Below are 13,382 nucleotides of genomic sequence, written 5' to 3' on the forward strand. Positions count from 1 at the left end.
TTGCAGCCTCAGATATGGGCCGCGCTGGCTCGAGACTCAATCACGCTAGCAGGATTCGGTTCCGCCACTGTGACAATCTTGCCAGTCAGTGAATTATTCCCGGCCGCGACGATCTCGACCGGGACGATCTGCCCGATGAGCCGCGTCGGCCCGTCCATGTGCACGGCCTGCAGGTAAGGCGAGCGCCCGCCGACCTGTCCCGGCTGCCGCCCCGGCTTCTCGATCAGCACCGGCAGGGTACGGCCGACGACCGAGCGGCCGAAGTCGCGCATCTGGGTGGTGATGAGCGCGTTGAGGCGCGCGAGGCGCTCCGCTTTCACCGGCTCGGCGACCTGGTCGTCCATGGCGGCGCCGGGCGTGCCGGGGCGGATCGAGTACTTGAAGGTGAAGGCCGAGGCATAGCCGATTTCGGCGACGATCTGCATCGTCTCCTCGAAATCGGCATCGGTCTCGCCGGGGAAGCCGACGATGAAATCGCCCGAAAGCGCCATGTCGGGCCGCGCCGCCTTGATGCGCTCGATCACCGAGCGATACTCGGCCACCGTGTGCCGGCGGTTCATGGCCTTGAGGATGCGGTCGGACCCCGACTGGATGGGCAGGTGCAGGTACGGCATCAGCGCATCGAGGTCGCGATGCATCTCGATCAGCTCGTCCGTCATGTCGAGCGGGTGCGAGGTGGTGTAGCGGATACGGGCGATCCCGGGGATCAGCGACAGCCGGTAGCAGAGCTCGCCCAGCCCGACCGTACGGCCCCTGGCATCGAGCCCGTGGTAGGCGTTGACGTTCTGGCCGAGCAGCGTCAGCTCGCGCACACCGGCCTCGGCGAGCGTCTGCGCTTCGCGCAGCACCTGCTCGAGCGGGCGCGAGGTTTCCGAGCCGCGGGTGTAGGGGACGACGCAGAACGAGCAGAACTTGTCGCAGCCCTCCTGCACGGTGAGGAAGGCGGTGAGCCCGCGCGCCAGCGTCACTTCCTTCCGGGCCGCCGGCAGGTGCTCGAACTTGTCTTCCTCGGGGAAGTCGGTGTCGACGACCTTGCTGCCATTGTGGGCGCGCGCGATCAGCTCGGGCAGGCGGTGGTAGCTCTGCGGGCCGAAGACGAGGTCGACGGCAGGGGCCCGGCGCACGATCTCGTCGCCCTCGGCCTGCGCCACGCACCCGGCGACGCCGATCATCAGGTCCTGCCCGTTGGCCCGGCGCTCTTCGCGCAGGTCGCGCAGCCGGCCGAGTTCGGAGAACACCTTCTCCGAAGCCTTCTCGCGGATGTGGCAGGTGTTGAGGACGACGAGGTCGGCGTCTTCCATCACCTGCACCGGCTCATAGCCGTGCGGCGCCAAGGCATCCGCCATGCGGTCGGAGTCGTAGACGTTCATCTGGCACCCGTAGGTCTTGATGAACAGCTTCTTGGGCGTGTGCTCGGTCATGGGGGCGGGAAATACACCGAACCGGCCGCGAGTGCAAAAGTTGGGGAGCGGTGGAAGGCGGAAGCCCAACCTCCGCACCGTCATCCCTGCCTTGACCCGCGGACCCGTGGGGCCACACGCTGCGGCCGAGGGAGATCAGCAAATGGCCGGACTGCTCAAGGAGATCGTGTTCGACTGCCATCGCGCGGCGCCGCTGGCGCGGTTCTGGGCCGGCCTGCTCGAGGGCTATGCGGTGCGGGCCTATGATGACGAGGAGATCGCGCGGCTGGCCGCGCTGGGATTCACGCCCGAGACCGATCCGGTGGTGATGGTCGATGGGCCAGGCCCGACGCTGTGCTTTCACGAGATCGAGCGCGGGCGGGTGCAGGGGCGGATCCACCTCGACGTGAAGGTGGTCGATCGGAACGTTGAGAAGGCCCGGCTTCTGGCACTGGGGGCTTCGGTGGTGCGGGAAGCTGAGGGGTATACGGTGATGGCGGACCCGGAGGGGAACCACTTCTGCCTGGTGGACTGACCCCTCATCCGGCGCTACGCGCCACCTTCTCCCCGACGGGGAGAAGAATCCCGATAGTCCGGGTTACTCCGCCGCGATCGGCAGTGGCGTGCCGCGGTTGAGGGCGACCAGCATGCGGCGCACTTCGTTCTCGGTTTCCCGGGCGAGGAGCTTGCGGTCGGCGCCGGCAGACAGCGGGCGCGGCGTGCCGAAGGCGAGGGTCACCTCGCGGGTGCCGCCGGTGAGGATTTCCTTGACGTTCTGCTTGACCGACTTTGACTTGATCCAGGCGATCAGCGAGCGGTCGGTCCGGCCGACCGGCAGGCCCTGGAGCTTGGTATAGGCGATGGTCAGCGGCTGGATCATCACTTCGCCCGCGCCCGCCTCTTCCATTGCGTGCTGGGCCGCGCCGATCAGGGCCGAGCGGAACGGCAGGACGTGCGTGCCGATATCCGACTGGCCTTCGCCGAAGAGCAGCACCGCGCCGCCCGAGGCCATGCGCTTGCCCATTTCCTTGCTCGCCCGGTGCGCATCGGAACGGCGCTTGCGGTCGACATAGAGGGTGCGCTGGAGCGAAGCCATGAAGCCGACGAAGGGCCACTTGGCGATCTCGGACTTGGCGACGAACGTGACGTCGGCCTTCGAGCCCACCGCGACGATGTCGGTCCACGAGATGTGGTTGGAAACGATCAGCGTCGCCCGGTCGTGCGAGGGCTCGCCGATGACCCGCACCCGCATGCCCAGGAAGATGCAGCCGAGGGTATGAAACCAGCGCGGGATGGCGTTCCAGTCCAGCCCCAGCCGCGTGATGATGAACTGCAGCGGGACGAAGACGACGAGGAACGGGAGGTAGATGAAGATGAAGAACAGGGTGCGCTGGATCATTTGTCCTTGCCCTCGGTCTTGAGCGGCACGGCGTAGAGTTCGAGCCGGTGGTCGACGAGCTGGTAGCCGAGGCGCTTGGCGATCACTTCCTGGATCGCCTCGATCTCTTCGTTGCGGAACTCGATGACCTTGCCGGAGCGGATGTCGATCAGGTGGTCGTGGTGCTCGTCGGGAATGAGTTCGAAGCGGGCGCGCCCGTCCTTGAAATCGTGCTTGGTGACGAGGCCGGCTTCCTCGAACAGGTTGAGCGTGCGGTAGACCGTCGAGAGCGAGATGCGGGCGTCGATCGCGCTGGCGCGGCGATAGAGCTCCTCGACATCGGGGTGATCGACCGCCTGCTCGATGACCTGCGCGATGACGCGACGCTGGTCGGTCATGCGCATGCCCTTCTGGGCGCATTGCTCTTCGAGGGTCAGAACAGCGGGCTTGCTCATCGGGCGTGTCCCGTCTGCGTTGCGAACAAAACCGGGTTAGCCAAGATCGCGGGCCATGACAATAGCGGTGGCGGGCGTGCCGTCCGGGCGGGGATAGTAGCCCTTGCGCTCGCCGACCTTTTTGAAGCCGAGCTTCTCGTAGAGGCGCATGGCCGCGGCATTGTCGGTCGCGACCTCGAGGATGAGGCGCTTCGCCGGGCTCATCAGCAGGTCGTCGAAGAGGGCGCGCATCAGCGCGAGGCCCACGCCCTTCTTGCGCCACTTCTTGTCGACCGCGATGGTGATGAGCTCAACGTCCTCGCCCAGGTGCCGGATCATCGCGAAGCCCGCCACCCGGCGCCTGGCGTCGCAGGCGACGTAGATCGGCGTGCGCTCATCGAGAATGTAGGCGGCGAATTCCTCGCGCGACCAGCCGCGGTAGAAGCCCTGGGCATGGAGCTTGGTGATCGCATCGGCATCCTGGGTCCGTGCCGGTTCGATATGGAGCCCCGCCGGGGCGAGCCAGAGTTTCATTGCGGGACCCTCGCGACGCGGAACTTCTCCTGCGGCTTGGCATCGGCATCGCGGATATAGGCGGCTTCCGGCGGATAGCCGGCCGGATCGGCGGTGGCGGCAAAACGCGCCAGCGCCGCGATGTCGACGAAGGGCGAGGTCAGCACCTCGGCTCCGGGCGGGATACGGCGGCGCGCCTCGTCCATGGCAAGCACCGCCGGCTCGCCGACGGGAATCGCGGGACCCGAAAACAGCTGGAAATAGGCCTCGTTCCGCCGCGCATCAAGCAGCACGGCCATGGCGTCGCAGCGGCAGGCGAGCGACAGGGCGAGAAGGCTGGGAACACCGATGACGGGGATGCCGAGGGCGAGCCCCAGCCCGCGTGCGGCGCTGAGGCCGATGCGAAGGCCCGTGAACGAGCCCGGCCCGGTCGTCACGGCGATGCGGGCGAGATCCTTGTAGGCTGCGCCATTGCGCTTGAGCAGCTCGTCGATCGCCGGAAAGATCCGCTCGGCCTGGCCCTGCGGCATGTCCTCGACCAGCGTATCGGCGTCATCGCCCGTGAGCAGCGCGAGCTGCAGGCGCGGCGCGGCGGTATCGATGGCAAGCAGGCGCAGGGACATGGCCGACAGATAGGCTGCGCCGCCCGGAGCGGCAAGCGCTGTTGCTCGCTTGCGCCAATGCCGAACATCGAAAGGCCCGGACTTGCCCGGTTGAAACGATTTTATTAGGGTCGCCAGCCTTTCCCAAGCTGGTTCCTCTTCGACATGAGATTCGGTATCGAGCTGCCGCCGCAGCAGCGGGTCTATGGCGGCTTTTTCATCTACTCATTCTGCATGGGGAGCCTGCCGCCGCGCCTGCCCGATATCCAGCACGCCATGAATATCGGGGAAGGGGCGCTCGGTTTCGGGCTGATCGGCGCCGCCGTCGGCACGCTGATCTCGCTGAGTTTTGCCGGCCCGCTCCTGGAACGCTTCGGCTATCGCCGCGCGCTGCTGATGCTGATCCCGCTGCTGGCGCTCGGCTATGCGCTGGCGACATTCGCCCCCGATCCGGTGGCCTTCTTCCTCCTGCTGGTGCCCGTGGGTCTCGTGATCGGCGGCATCGAGATCATCCTGAACCTCGAGGCCGATCGCACCGAGCACATGATCGGGCGGCGCATCATGAACCGCTCGCACGCCTTCTGGAGCTTCGGGTTCTTCTCGGCCGGCATCATCAGCGCGGTGATCGCGCAATCAGGCCTCAGCCCGCAACTGCACCTGCTGCTGATGATCCCCGTGGTGGTGCTGGGCGTGGCGCTGATCCTCGGCCGCTTCGAACCCGCTCCGCATCGCACCGGCGGCTCGACCGAGGAGGCGCCGCGTTTCGCCATGCCCACCCTCGCCATCATGGTGCTGGTGGTGGTGACGCTGTCGGCGGTGCTCATGGAAGGCGCCGGCATCGACTGGTCGGCGATCTACATGAAGAAGGAATTCACGGTGGAGCCGTTCATCGCCGGCTTTGCGGTGGCGCTCGGCGCCTTCACCCAGGCGGTGACGCGGTTCTTTGCCGATCCGTTCGTCGAGCGCTACAGCCCCACGATCGTGTCGCGCTTCCTGCTCTCGATCCTGGGCGTCGGGGCGACCATCGTGTTCTTTTCACCCAGCGACTGGCTGGCGCTGGTCGGCTTCGGGCTGATGGGCGTCGGCACTTCGGTGATCTTCCCGCTCGCCATGTCGGCGGCGGCGCAGCGCACCGATCGCCCTGCGGCGACCAATGTCGCCTCGCTGGCGCAGATCTCGTTTTCCGCTTTCCTCCTCGGGCCGCCGCTCCTGGGCTATGTTGCCGAACACTTCGGCATCCGCTGGTCGTTCGGCATCGGCATCCCGCTGGTCATTTTGAGTCTGGTTTTCGCCGGGGCGCTGGGCGCCAAGCCGATCCGGCATGAGGTAGATTGATGTTTAGTCTGAAGCCGCATCAGCGGATCTATGGCGTTTTCTTCGTGTTCTCGCTCTCGATGGGCGCCCTGCTGTCGCGGCTGCCCGACCTGCAGCATTCGCTGAAGCTCACCGAAGGCCAGTTGGGCCTCGTGCTGATCGCCATGTCGGTGGGTGCCCTCTGCGGGCTGACCTTCTCGAGCCCGCTGATCGAGAAATACGGCGCCCGCACCACGGCCTTCGTCACCGTGTTCGGCGCCTCGACCATGTATGCGATCGTGCCGTGGGTACCGACGGCGCTGATGCTGGCGCCGGTGTTCTTCATCGCCGGCCTCTTCGCGGGCGCACTGGAGATCAACGTCAACCTCGAGACCGACCGGCACGAAGCCCAGCTCGGTAGCCGCATCATGAGCCGGGCACACGGCATGTGGAGCCTCGGCTTCTTCGTCACCGCCTTCATTTCGGCCGGTGTCCGCCAGCTGGGCATCTCGGTGCACCTGCACACCTTCGTCGCCCTCATCGTCGTCGTGATCTTCGGCATCATCGTCTTCTCCAAGATCGAGAACGCCCCGGCTCGCGTTGAAAGCCATGAAGGCAAGATGCCGCTCGTTGCCTTCCCCACCATCGGCTTGCTGCCTCTCTGCCTCATCGGTGCGGCCCCGCTGCTCGTCGAGGGCGCGGGCATCGACTGGTCGGCCATCTACATGCGCGACGTGTTCAAGGTGGAGCCGTTCATCGGCGGCCTGTCGATCACCATCTTCTCGCTGTTCATGGCGCTGGCGCGCCTGTTCATGGATCCGGTGGTCGAACGCTACAGCCCGCGCGTCGTCGCCGGGAGCCTTCTCGCCGTCGCCGCCGTCGGGCTCATCATCGTCGGTTTTGCGCCGCATCCCTATGTCGCGCTGTTCGGCTTCATGCTGATGGGGCTGGGCTGCTCGTCGGTCTATCCGCTGGCCGTCTCGGCCGCAGCGCAGCGCACCGACCGGCCGGCCTCGGTCAACGTCGCCTCGCTCGGCCAGATGACGTTCGTCGTGTTCTTCCTCGGCCCACCGCTGCTCGGCTTCGTGGCCGAGGCCTTCGGCATCCGCACGTCGTACTTCGTCGTCGTGCCGCTGGTGATCGCCGCGCTGCTGGCGATCCGGGCGCTGGCGGCCAAGCCTGTGCCGGTGCTGGCCGAACCGGAGCCCATCACACCCCATGGCTGAGTTGCCGCAGATCGTTGATCTCAGGCAATCGCCGACGGCGCTGCGCGTCCAGCGCGGCGTCATGCGGTTCCTGCGTGCGGCCCACGATTTCTGCTGCTTCGCCGAGGTGCCGCTCGCCAATGGCCGGCGGGCGGACGTGCTGGCGGTCGGGCCCAAGGGCGAGATCTGGATCGTCGAGATCAAGTCCTCGCTGGTCGACTTCCAGGTCGACCGCAAGTGGCCCGACTACAAGGATTTCTGCGACCGCTTCTTCTTCGCCAAGCCGCCCGAACTCGACCCCGACATCTTCCCCGTCGAGGAAGGGCTGATGGTGGGCGACGGGCATGACGCAGCGATTCTCAGGATTGGGCCGGAAACCCCGCTCGCCCCGGCTCGGCGCAAGGCCATGCTGCTGAAGCTCGCCCGCCTCGGCGCCGACCGCATCCACGTCCTGATGGACCCCAATGACCTCTGACCGGCCGGCTGAGGGCGAGGGGCTGACGGTCACGGTGTTGAAGTCGTTCCGGGCGTTCTGCGCCATCGAGGCCGAGTGGCGCGAGCTCTTCGCAGCCGCGGTTCACCCCACCACCTTTCTCCGCCATCGCTGGCTTCGCCTCTCGTGGGAGCTGCGCTGGCGGCGCTTTCCGAACCGGTTGCGGGTGATCCTCATCCGGCAGCACGGCCGGCTGATGATGGCGGGCGCGTTCGTCCTCGGCATGCGGCGGCTGAAGCCGAAGTTCGAGTTCCTCGCTTCGGGCACGCCGCAGTATCACGATGTGCTCTGGCGCCCATCGGACAGCACCAGCCGGCAGGCCGAGCTGCTGCTCGACACGCTGCTTTCCGAGACCGTGCTCCAGGCCAAGATCGCCACACGCTACCTGCGTGACGTCTCGCCGCTGCGGGCAGCGGTGCAGGCCCGGGGCCTCGAACAACGCGTTCGCCACCAGTGGCCGAGCCCGTATGTTGCCCTGCGCGAGCACCGCGATTTCGAGGGCTACCTTGCAACGCTCTCGCCCAGGCTGCGCTACGATCACCGGCGGCGGCTGCGCCGCTTCGCCGAGATCGGGGTCGGGTACGCGCATGAGACCGGCACGGCGGCCCGCGAGGTCGTGCAATGGTGCTTCGAGCGCAAGCGCGACTGGCTCGATCGTACAAACCAGAAATCCGAGTGGCTGAGCAGCGGATATGTGGATCGCTTCTTCGCCACCTTCCTCGAGGGTGAGAGCGACGTGCCGGACACCTGGGTGGCGTCGCTCCGCAGCGCGGGCCAGGTCTTCGCGGCCTCCATAGTCTTCATCGAACGCGATGCCGCGTTCTTCTCCAAGATTGCCCATGACCCGGCGTTCAACCGGCACTCGCCGGGCCGCACGCTGACGCTGCTGCTGATCGAATCCGCGTTCCAGCGCGGGCTCGCCGAGTTCGATCTCGGGGTCGGTACGCTCGAGTGGAAGCAGCGGCTGCAGCCGACCATGCGCACCTCCACCATCGAAAGCATCCGCCTCAAGTGAAGCTGCCCCAACCCATCGTCCTGGTATTCCTGCTGCATGCGCTGTCCCAGGGAGGGCTGTTCACCCGCATCCCCGATCTTCAGAGCGGTCTCAACCTGACCGAGGCCGAGCTCGGCCTTGCGCTCCTCGGCCAGCCCTTCGGGGCCATCCTGATGTTCCTCGTCTCGAGCACGCTGGTCGAGCGGCTCGGCACCCGGCTCGTGATCCTCGTCACCATCCCGGCGCTGGCCATCGCCATGGTGCTGACGGCGCTGGCGCCGAGCCTTCCCCTGATGTGGCTCGGCTTTGCGCTCTGGGGCAGCGTCTTCGCGCTCTCCAATGTCGCGATCAACGTCGAGGCCGACCGGGTCGAGGCGGCGAGCGGCAAGCGGCTGATGAACACCTGCCACGGCGTCTGGAGCCTCGGGCTGCTGATCTCGGCGCTGGTCGGCACCGCCATGCGTGGGGCCAACGTACCGCCGGCGCTGCATTTTGCCATCATGGCAGCCGTGGTCGTCGTGGGGATCCTCGTCGTCGCGCTGCCCATGCAGGCTGCGTCGCCGCGGGCCCATGCGCAGAGCGGCGGCAGCAAGCGCGTCCGCATCGCCCTGCCGACGACGATGACGCTGCTGCTGGTCGGCTACGCCTTCGGCTCGGCCCTGCTCGAGGGCGGGTTGCGCAACTGGTCGGTGATCTTCATGCGCGACAGCTTTGCCGCCCCCGAATGGGTGGATACGCTGACGCTGCCGGCCTTCATGGCGGCCCAGTCGATCGGTCGCCTGCTCGCCGACCGCGCCGTGATGCGCTGGGGCCCGGTGCGCCTGGCCCGCGGGCTCGGCGTCACTGCGCTCATCGGGCTGCTGCTCGTCATCTTCTCGCCCAACCTGGTGGTGGCGCTTGTCGGCTTCACGCTGATCGGGGCGGGCGTCTGCGTCGCCTTCCCGCTCTCGGCCTCGGCGGCGGCCCGGCTGGGCGACCGGCCGGCCTCGCAGAACGTCGCGGCACTGACGATGAGCCAGCAGGTCCTGCTGCTGGGAACGCCGGCGATCCTGGGGTGGATCGCGACGACGGCATCCATCCGGGTGACGTTCGCGGTGATGGTGCCGCCGCTGCTGCTGGCGATTTGTCTGGCGCGGTATCTGGCGCCGAAGGAGTAGGGGCCGGAACGCTGCCTCGCTACTCCCCGCTCGGTTCCCCGTGCAGCACCGGTGCGGCGCCGGCCTGGGTCTTCATCGGCAGGGGTGGGGTCACCGGCCCCTTGCTGGCGAGCGTCGCCTTGAGGGCATTCATCACGGCGATCCGCTGGGCGTCGTTGGGCGCGCTCTGGAGCTGGTGGCTGAGGTCGATGATGAAGCTCGCATAGGCATTGTGCCAGTCGAGCGTGACCTGCGAGAGGTCGACGCGGCGCTGAACCGGACGCTCGACCCCGGCAATGCCCTCGGCGCGGAGCTCGAAGGCATCGTCGAGCAGCGGCATCAGCACCTGGTCCGAGGCGAGGCCGTCATCGTGCATCAGCGCGGCCCTGAGCGCAGCGCGCTCCTCGTCCTCGCCATGGGTGAGGAAGATGGCGCCGTGCGCCGGCAGCCGCTTGGTCACCCAGTTGACCAGCTCGGAATGGTCGGCATGGGCAGAGTAGTTGCCGAGGCTGCGCACCTGCGCCCGCACCGGCACGAGCTCGGAATGGATCCGTACTTCCTTGGCGCCCGACTGGATGATCTGGCCCAGCGTGCCAGGCGCCTGGTAGCCGACGAACAGCACCGTGGCGTTGGCGCGCGGCAGGTTGTTGCGAAGGTGATGCTTGATGCGCCCGGCATCGGCCATGCCGGAGGCCGACATGACGATGGCGCCGCCGCGGATCGAGTTGATCGCCTTGCTCTCCTCGACGCTCTCGACGATGCGGAAGCGCGGATCGTTGAACAGTTCGTCCGCGCTGAGCTCGACGTCTTCGAACATCGACGCGTACTTGCGGTAGACACCGGTCACCTTGCTGGCGAGCGGGCTGTCGAGGAAGACGAGGCTGGGGCTGATCTCGCCGGTCTTGATGAGGTAGCCGATGTCGTGCAGCAGCTCCTGGCTGCGCTCGACGGCGAAGGTCGGGATCACGAGGTTGCCGCCGCGCGACAGCGCCTCGTTGATCTCCTTTTTCAGCGCGTCCTGGCGCTGCCTGAGCGTGTAGTCCTCGCGCTCGCGCCCGCCGTACGTGGATTCCGAAAGGATGTAGTCGTAGCCCGAGGGCGCATCCGGAGCGTCCCAGAACACCTTGATGTCGGGGCCGAGGTCGCCGGAAAAGAGAATACGGATCGACTTGCCGTTGCCGTCCGAAACCTCGACCTCGATCGAAGCTGAGCCGAGGATGTGGCCGGCGTTCCAATAGCACGCACGCACGCCCGGGCCGGGCTCGATCCACTCCTCGTACTTGACGCCCTTGCGGTGCCTCAGCACCTCGTTGGCGTCTTCCATGGTGTAGAGCGGCTGGAACGGCGGCTCGGCGCGGCGGCTGCGCTTCAGCGTCTCGCGGTCGGCCTCGCTCTCCTGGATGCCGGCGGCATCGGGGAGCAGGTACTCGAGGAGGTTATTGGTCGGCTCGGTCGCCCAGATCGGCTTGCGGTAGCCCTGCTTGGCGAGCTTGGGTAGTAGCCCCGCATGGTCGATATGGGCGTGCGTCAGCAGCAGGAAGTCGATGGCGCGCGGGTCGAACGGGAAGGGCTTGTAGTTGAGGTCGCGAACCGTCTTGTTGCCCTGGAACATGCCGCAATCGACGAGGAACTGCCCCTTGGGGTGCACCACGCGGTAGCACGAGCCGGTGACGGTCCCCGCCGCCCCGTGGAAGTAAAGCGTGACGGTCATCGGCGGTCTCCGGAATACCTTCGCGAATAGATGAAGGCCCCCTCACCCGCCGCTTCGCGGGTGAGCATGGGGCAGTATCGTGCCGAGCCACCACCTCTCCCTCCGGGGGAGAGGTCGGCCGAAGGCCGGGTGAGCGGGCCTTCGGTCTGGCTGAGTTCATTTACTTGGGGGCGCGCTTGGCGAGAATGCGCTGCAGCGTGCGGCGATGCATGTTGAGCCGACGCGCCGTCTCCGAGACATTGCGATCGCACAGCTCATAGACGCGCTGGATATGCTCCCAGCGGACGCGATCGGCCGACATCGGGTTTTCCGGCGGCTCCGGCGCCTTGTCGCCGGTGGCGAGCAGGGCGTTGATCACATCCTCGGCATCGGCGGGCTTGGACAGGTAGTCGACGGCGCCGAGTTTCACCGCGGTCACCGCCGTCGCGATGTTGCCGTAGCCGGTGAGGACCACGGCGCGGGCATCCCCGCGCTTCTGGTGGAGGGCCGCGACGACGTCGAGCCCGTTGCCGTCCTCGAGTCTCAGATCGACCACGGCATAGGCCGGGGGCGCTTCGGCCACGGCGGCGAGACCGCCCGCCACCGTATCGGCTATGCGGACATCGAAGCCGCGCTTCTGCATCGCCCGCTCGAGGCGGGTGAGGAAGGTTTTGTCGTCATCGACCAGCAGCAGGCTGCGGTCACCGGCGAGGAGTTCGTCGACTGTGCTCATCGGCGCCTGATGTAGGGGGTTTTGGGCAAAAGGTCAAAAAGGAGGCAGACTTCAGCCTCTTTCGATGGCGGCGCGCGGCCAGACGAGGCGAACCCGGGCATGGCCGTCGGCCGCCTCGTTCTCGAATCTGAGCCGGGCGCCGGTCCGCTCGAGCAGCGTCTTGGAGATGAAGATGCCGAGCCCCAGCCCGCCGGGCTCCGGACTGTCGGCGTCGCGCGGGCGCGTGGTGAGATAGGGCTCGCCCAGCCGGGCGATGAGATCGGCCGGAAAGCCCGGGCCGTCGTCGGTGATCGTTACCGTCAGCGCCGCCTTGTCCCAGCTCGTCTCGACGAGCACGGTGCGGTGCGCGAACTGGGCCGCGTTCTCGATGAGGTTGCCCAGCCCATAGAGAAGGCCGGCGTTGCGCTGCACCACCGGCTCGGGGCCGGCGCCCTTGTCGGTGCGGATCGAGATCGATTTGCCCATGCCCTCCAGCGGCTTGATTACCTCGGCGAGGAGCTCGCTCACCGGCACCGCGGCGAACGGGTCGCCCGGCGTGTCGCGGAGGCTGCGGAGCTTGCCCAGGATCTCGCGGCAGCGCGCCGCCTGCGACATTATGAGCTCGGCGTCCTCGCGCACTGGTCCTTCGGGCACCTCGTCGCGCATCTCGCGCGCGACGAGTGCGATGGTCGAGAGCGGCGTGCCCAGCTCGTGCGCCGCGGCGGCAGCGAGCCCGTCGAGTGCGTTGAGCTGCTCGTGGCGGGAGAGCGCCAGTTCGGTAGCGGCGAGGGCATCGGCCAGCTGCCGCGCCTCGTGCGCCACGCGGTTGGTGTAGGCGGCGATGAAGATGGTGCCGCACAAGATCGAGACCCAGATGCCGATCACATAGACGCGGTCGAAGACGATGCGCTGGTCCGGATCCCAGGGCAGGTCGAGGTGGAAGACCGAGAGGAGCGAGGCGAGGACGATCGCGAGACCCGCGAGGACGATCGTCGCCCGGGCCGTCAGCGTCGTCGCCGACACCGATACCGGGGCGAGCAGCAGCAGCGAGAACGGGTTCTGCAACCCGCCGGTCAGCGCCAGCAGCGCGCCGAGCTGGCAGAGGTCCCAGCCGAGGTGCACCGTCGCAACGGTCGGGCTCAGCCGGTACCCTTCGCCCAGGCGGAACCCCAGCCACAGGTTGAGCAGCACGGACAGCCCGATGAGCAGCAGGCACTGGGTGAGCGGTAGCGGGAAGCCGAGCCCGAACTCGACGAAGAAGACGCCGATCGTCTGGCCCACGATGGCCAGCCAGCGCAGGCCGACCAGCGTTCCGAGCCTGAGCGGCCGCCAGTTGCCGCCGACAACGGCCTGCGAGCTATCCGCCAATGCCATGAAATGGTCCTTTCCGGGCAGGTTCTTGCTGCCCGCATGGGGACTTTAGCACGCCATTTCAAGGCTAAAAATGCGCGCGGCCGCGCTTGATCCCGAAACGGACGGGACCACATCCGATCCTGTTCGTGACCTGTAATGTGTCGCGGGATCGGACCGGG

Annotated in this window: 14 protein-coding genes; 6 read left to right on the forward strand and 8 right to left on the reverse strand. The window is 67.2% G+C overall.

Annotated features, from left to right (window positions below; translation table 11 throughout):
- Positions 1 to 8: 8 nt before the first annotated feature.
- Entirely contained in the window at positions 9 to 1,421 is a 1,413-nt protein-coding gene (gene miaB / locus PRN20_RS01810) for a tRNA (N6-isopentenyl adenosine(37)-C2)-methylthiotransferase MiaB (protein WP_273955317.1), read from the reverse strand.
- A gap of 142 nt (positions 1,422 to 1,563) precedes the next feature.
- Here miaB and PRN20_RS01815 point away from each other — a divergent pair, with 142 nt between their 5' ends.
- Entirely contained in the window at positions 1,564 to 1,935 is a 372-nt protein-coding gene (locus tag PRN20_RS01815; RefSeq protein ID WP_273955319.1) for a VOC family protein, read from the forward strand.
- A 63-nt stretch (positions 1,936 to 1,998) separates the two neighbouring features.
- Here PRN20_RS01815 and PRN20_RS01820 read toward each other — a convergent pair whose 3' ends face one another.
- From PRN20_RS01820 to tsaB, 4 genes are read right to left on the reverse strand one after another with little or no spacing between them, the layout of a single operon-like run.
- Positions 1,999 to 2,799 (reverse strand): lysophospholipid acyltransferase family protein, encoded by an 801-nt coding sequence (locus PRN20_RS01820; RefSeq protein WP_273955321.1) that lies wholly within the window; start codon positions 2,797 to 2,799, stop codon positions 1,999 to 2,001.
- Positions 2,796 to 3,233: a Fur family transcriptional regulator gene (locus PRN20_RS01825; RefSeq protein ID WP_273955323.1), complete on the reverse strand. Its 438-nt coding sequence runs from the start codon at positions 3,231 to 3,233 to the stop codon at positions 2,796 to 2,798. The genes PRN20_RS01820 and PRN20_RS01825 overlap by 4 nt, the downstream gene beginning before the upstream one ends.
- 36 nt (positions 3,234 to 3,269) lie before the next feature.
- Entirely contained in the window at positions 3,270 to 3,746 is a 477-nt protein-coding gene (rimI, locus tag PRN20_RS01830) for a ribosomal protein S18-alanine N-acetyltransferase (RefSeq protein ID WP_273955325.1), read from the reverse strand.
- Positions 3,743 to 4,348: a tRNA (adenosine(37)-N6)-threonylcarbamoyltransferase complex dimerization subunit type 1 TsaB gene (tsaB, locus tag PRN20_RS01835; RefSeq protein ID WP_273955326.1), complete on the reverse strand. Its 606-nt coding sequence runs from the start codon at positions 4,346 to 4,348 to the stop codon at positions 3,743 to 3,745. Before tsaB ends, rimI begins: the two co-directional genes overlap by 4 nt.
- Positions 4,349 to 4,492: 144 nt before the next feature.
- On the opposite strand from tsaB, the gene PRN20_RS01840 reads away from it, so the two are divergent.
- The 5 genes from PRN20_RS01840 to PRN20_RS01860 are packed head-to-tail and all read left to right on the forward strand — an operon-like array spanning position 4,493 to position 9,469.
- Positions 4,493 to 5,662 carry an MFS transporter gene (locus PRN20_RS01840; protein WP_273955328.1) on the forward strand — a complete coding sequence of 390 codons (1,170 nt, stop codon included), beginning with the start codon at positions 4,493 to 4,495 and terminating at the stop codon, positions 5,660 to 5,662.
- Complete coding sequence (locus PRN20_RS01845) at positions 5,662 to 6,846, forward strand: MFS transporter (RefSeq protein WP_443112519.1); 1,185 nt, start codon at positions 5,662 to 5,664, stop codon at positions 6,844 to 6,846. The genes PRN20_RS01840 and PRN20_RS01845 overlap by 1 nt, the downstream gene beginning before the upstream one ends.
- Complete coding sequence (locus tag PRN20_RS01850) at positions 6,839 to 7,300, forward strand: MmcB family DNA repair protein (protein WP_273955329.1); 462 nt, start codon at positions 6,839 to 6,841, stop codon at positions 7,298 to 7,300. The genes PRN20_RS01845 and PRN20_RS01850 overlap by 8 nt, the downstream gene beginning before the upstream one ends.
- A complete protein-coding gene (locus PRN20_RS01855) occupies positions 7,290 to 8,333 on the forward strand; it encodes a GNAT family N-acetyltransferase (protein ID WP_273955331.1) in 1,044 nt (347 codons plus the stop codon). The genes PRN20_RS01850 and PRN20_RS01855 overlap by 11 nt, the downstream gene beginning before the upstream one ends.
- The gene (locus PRN20_RS01860) at positions 8,330 to 9,469 is read left to right on the forward strand and encodes an MFS transporter (RefSeq protein ID WP_273955332.1); all 1,140 of its coding nucleotides are present in this window, start codon (positions 8,330 to 8,332) and stop codon (positions 9,467 to 9,469) included. The genes PRN20_RS01855 and PRN20_RS01860 overlap by 4 nt, the downstream gene beginning before the upstream one ends.
- A 19-nt stretch (positions 9,470 to 9,488) precedes the next feature.
- On the opposite strand, the gene PRN20_RS01865 is transcribed toward PRN20_RS01860, so the two are convergent.
- The 3 genes from PRN20_RS01865 to PRN20_RS01875 form a co-directional block, all read right to left on the reverse strand.
- Positions 9,489 to 11,159, reverse strand: a complete 1,671-nt coding sequence (locus tag PRN20_RS01865) for an MBL fold metallo-hydrolase RNA specificity domain-containing protein (RefSeq protein WP_273955334.1) — start codon at positions 11,157 to 11,159, stop codon at positions 9,489 to 9,491.
- A gap of 160 nt (positions 11,160 to 11,319) precedes the next feature.
- A complete protein-coding gene (locus PRN20_RS01870) occupies positions 11,320 to 11,871 on the reverse strand; it encodes an ActR/PrrA/RegA family redox response regulator transcription factor (protein ID WP_273955336.1) in 552 nt (183 codons plus the stop codon).
- Positions 11,872 to 11,922: 51 nt separating this feature from the next.
- Positions 11,923 to 13,224, reverse strand: a complete 1,302-nt coding sequence (locus PRN20_RS01875; RefSeq protein WP_273955337.1) for an ActS/PrrB/RegB family redox-sensitive histidine kinase — start codon at positions 13,222 to 13,224, stop codon at positions 11,923 to 11,925.
- Positions 13,225 to 13,382 lie beyond the last annotated feature (158 nt).

It is taken from the genome of Devosia sp. ZB163 (assembly GCF_028613635.1).
In the GTDB taxonomy this organism is placed as follows: domain Bacteria; phylum Pseudomonadota; class Alphaproteobacteria; order Rhizobiales; family Devosiaceae; genus Devosia_A.

Bases quoted from the DNA above. Each gene is read 5' to 3' on its own strand.
- miaB (WP_273955317.1), bottom strand. From the start codon at position 1,421: ATGACCGAGCACACGCCCAAGAAGCTGTTCATCAAGACCTACGGGTGC.
- PRN20_RS01865 (WP_273955334.1), bottom strand. From the start codon at position 11,159: ATGACCGTCACGCTTTACTTCCACGGGGCGGCGGGGACCGTCACCGGC.
- rimI (WP_273955325.1), bottom strand. From the start codon at position 3,746: ATGAAACTCTGGCTCGCCCCGGCGGGGCTCCATATCGAACCGGCACGG.
- PRN20_RS01840 (WP_273955328.1), top strand. From the start codon at position 4,493: ATGAGATTCGGTATCGAGCTGCCGCCGCAGCAGCGGGTCTATGGCGGC.
- tsaB (WP_273955326.1), bottom strand. From the start codon at position 4,348: ATGTCCCTGCGCCTGCTTGCCATCGATACCGCCGCGCCGCGCCTGCAG.
- PRN20_RS01855 (WP_273955331.1), top strand. From the start codon at position 7,290: ATGACCTCTGACCGGCCGGCTGAGGGCGAGGGGCTGACGGTCACGGTG.
- PRN20_RS01820 (WP_273955321.1), bottom strand. From the start codon at position 2,799: ATGATCCAGCGCACCCTGTTCTTCATCTTCATCTACCTCCCGTTCCTC.
- PRN20_RS01870 (WP_273955336.1), bottom strand. From the start codon at position 11,871: ATGAGCACAGTCGACGAACTCCTCGCCGGTGACCGCAGCCTGCTGCTG.
- PRN20_RS01825 (WP_273955323.1), bottom strand. From the start codon at position 3,233: ATGAGCAAGCCCGCTGTTCTGACCCTCGAAGAGCAATGCGCCCAGAAG.
- PRN20_RS01815 (WP_273955319.1), top strand. From the start codon at position 1,564: ATGGCCGGACTGCTCAAGGAGATCGTGTTCGACTGCCATCGCGCGGCG.
- PRN20_RS01845 (WP_443112519.1), top strand. From the start codon at position 5,662: ATGTTTAGTCTGAAGCCGCATCAGCGGATCTATGGCGTTTTCTTCGTG.
- PRN20_RS01850 (WP_273955329.1), top strand. From the start codon at position 6,839: ATGGCTGAGTTGCCGCAGATCGTTGATCTCAGGCAATCGCCGACGGCG.
- PRN20_RS01875 (WP_273955337.1), bottom strand. From the start codon at position 13,224: ATGGCATTGGCGGATAGCTCGCAGGCCGTTGTCGGCGGCAACTGGCGG.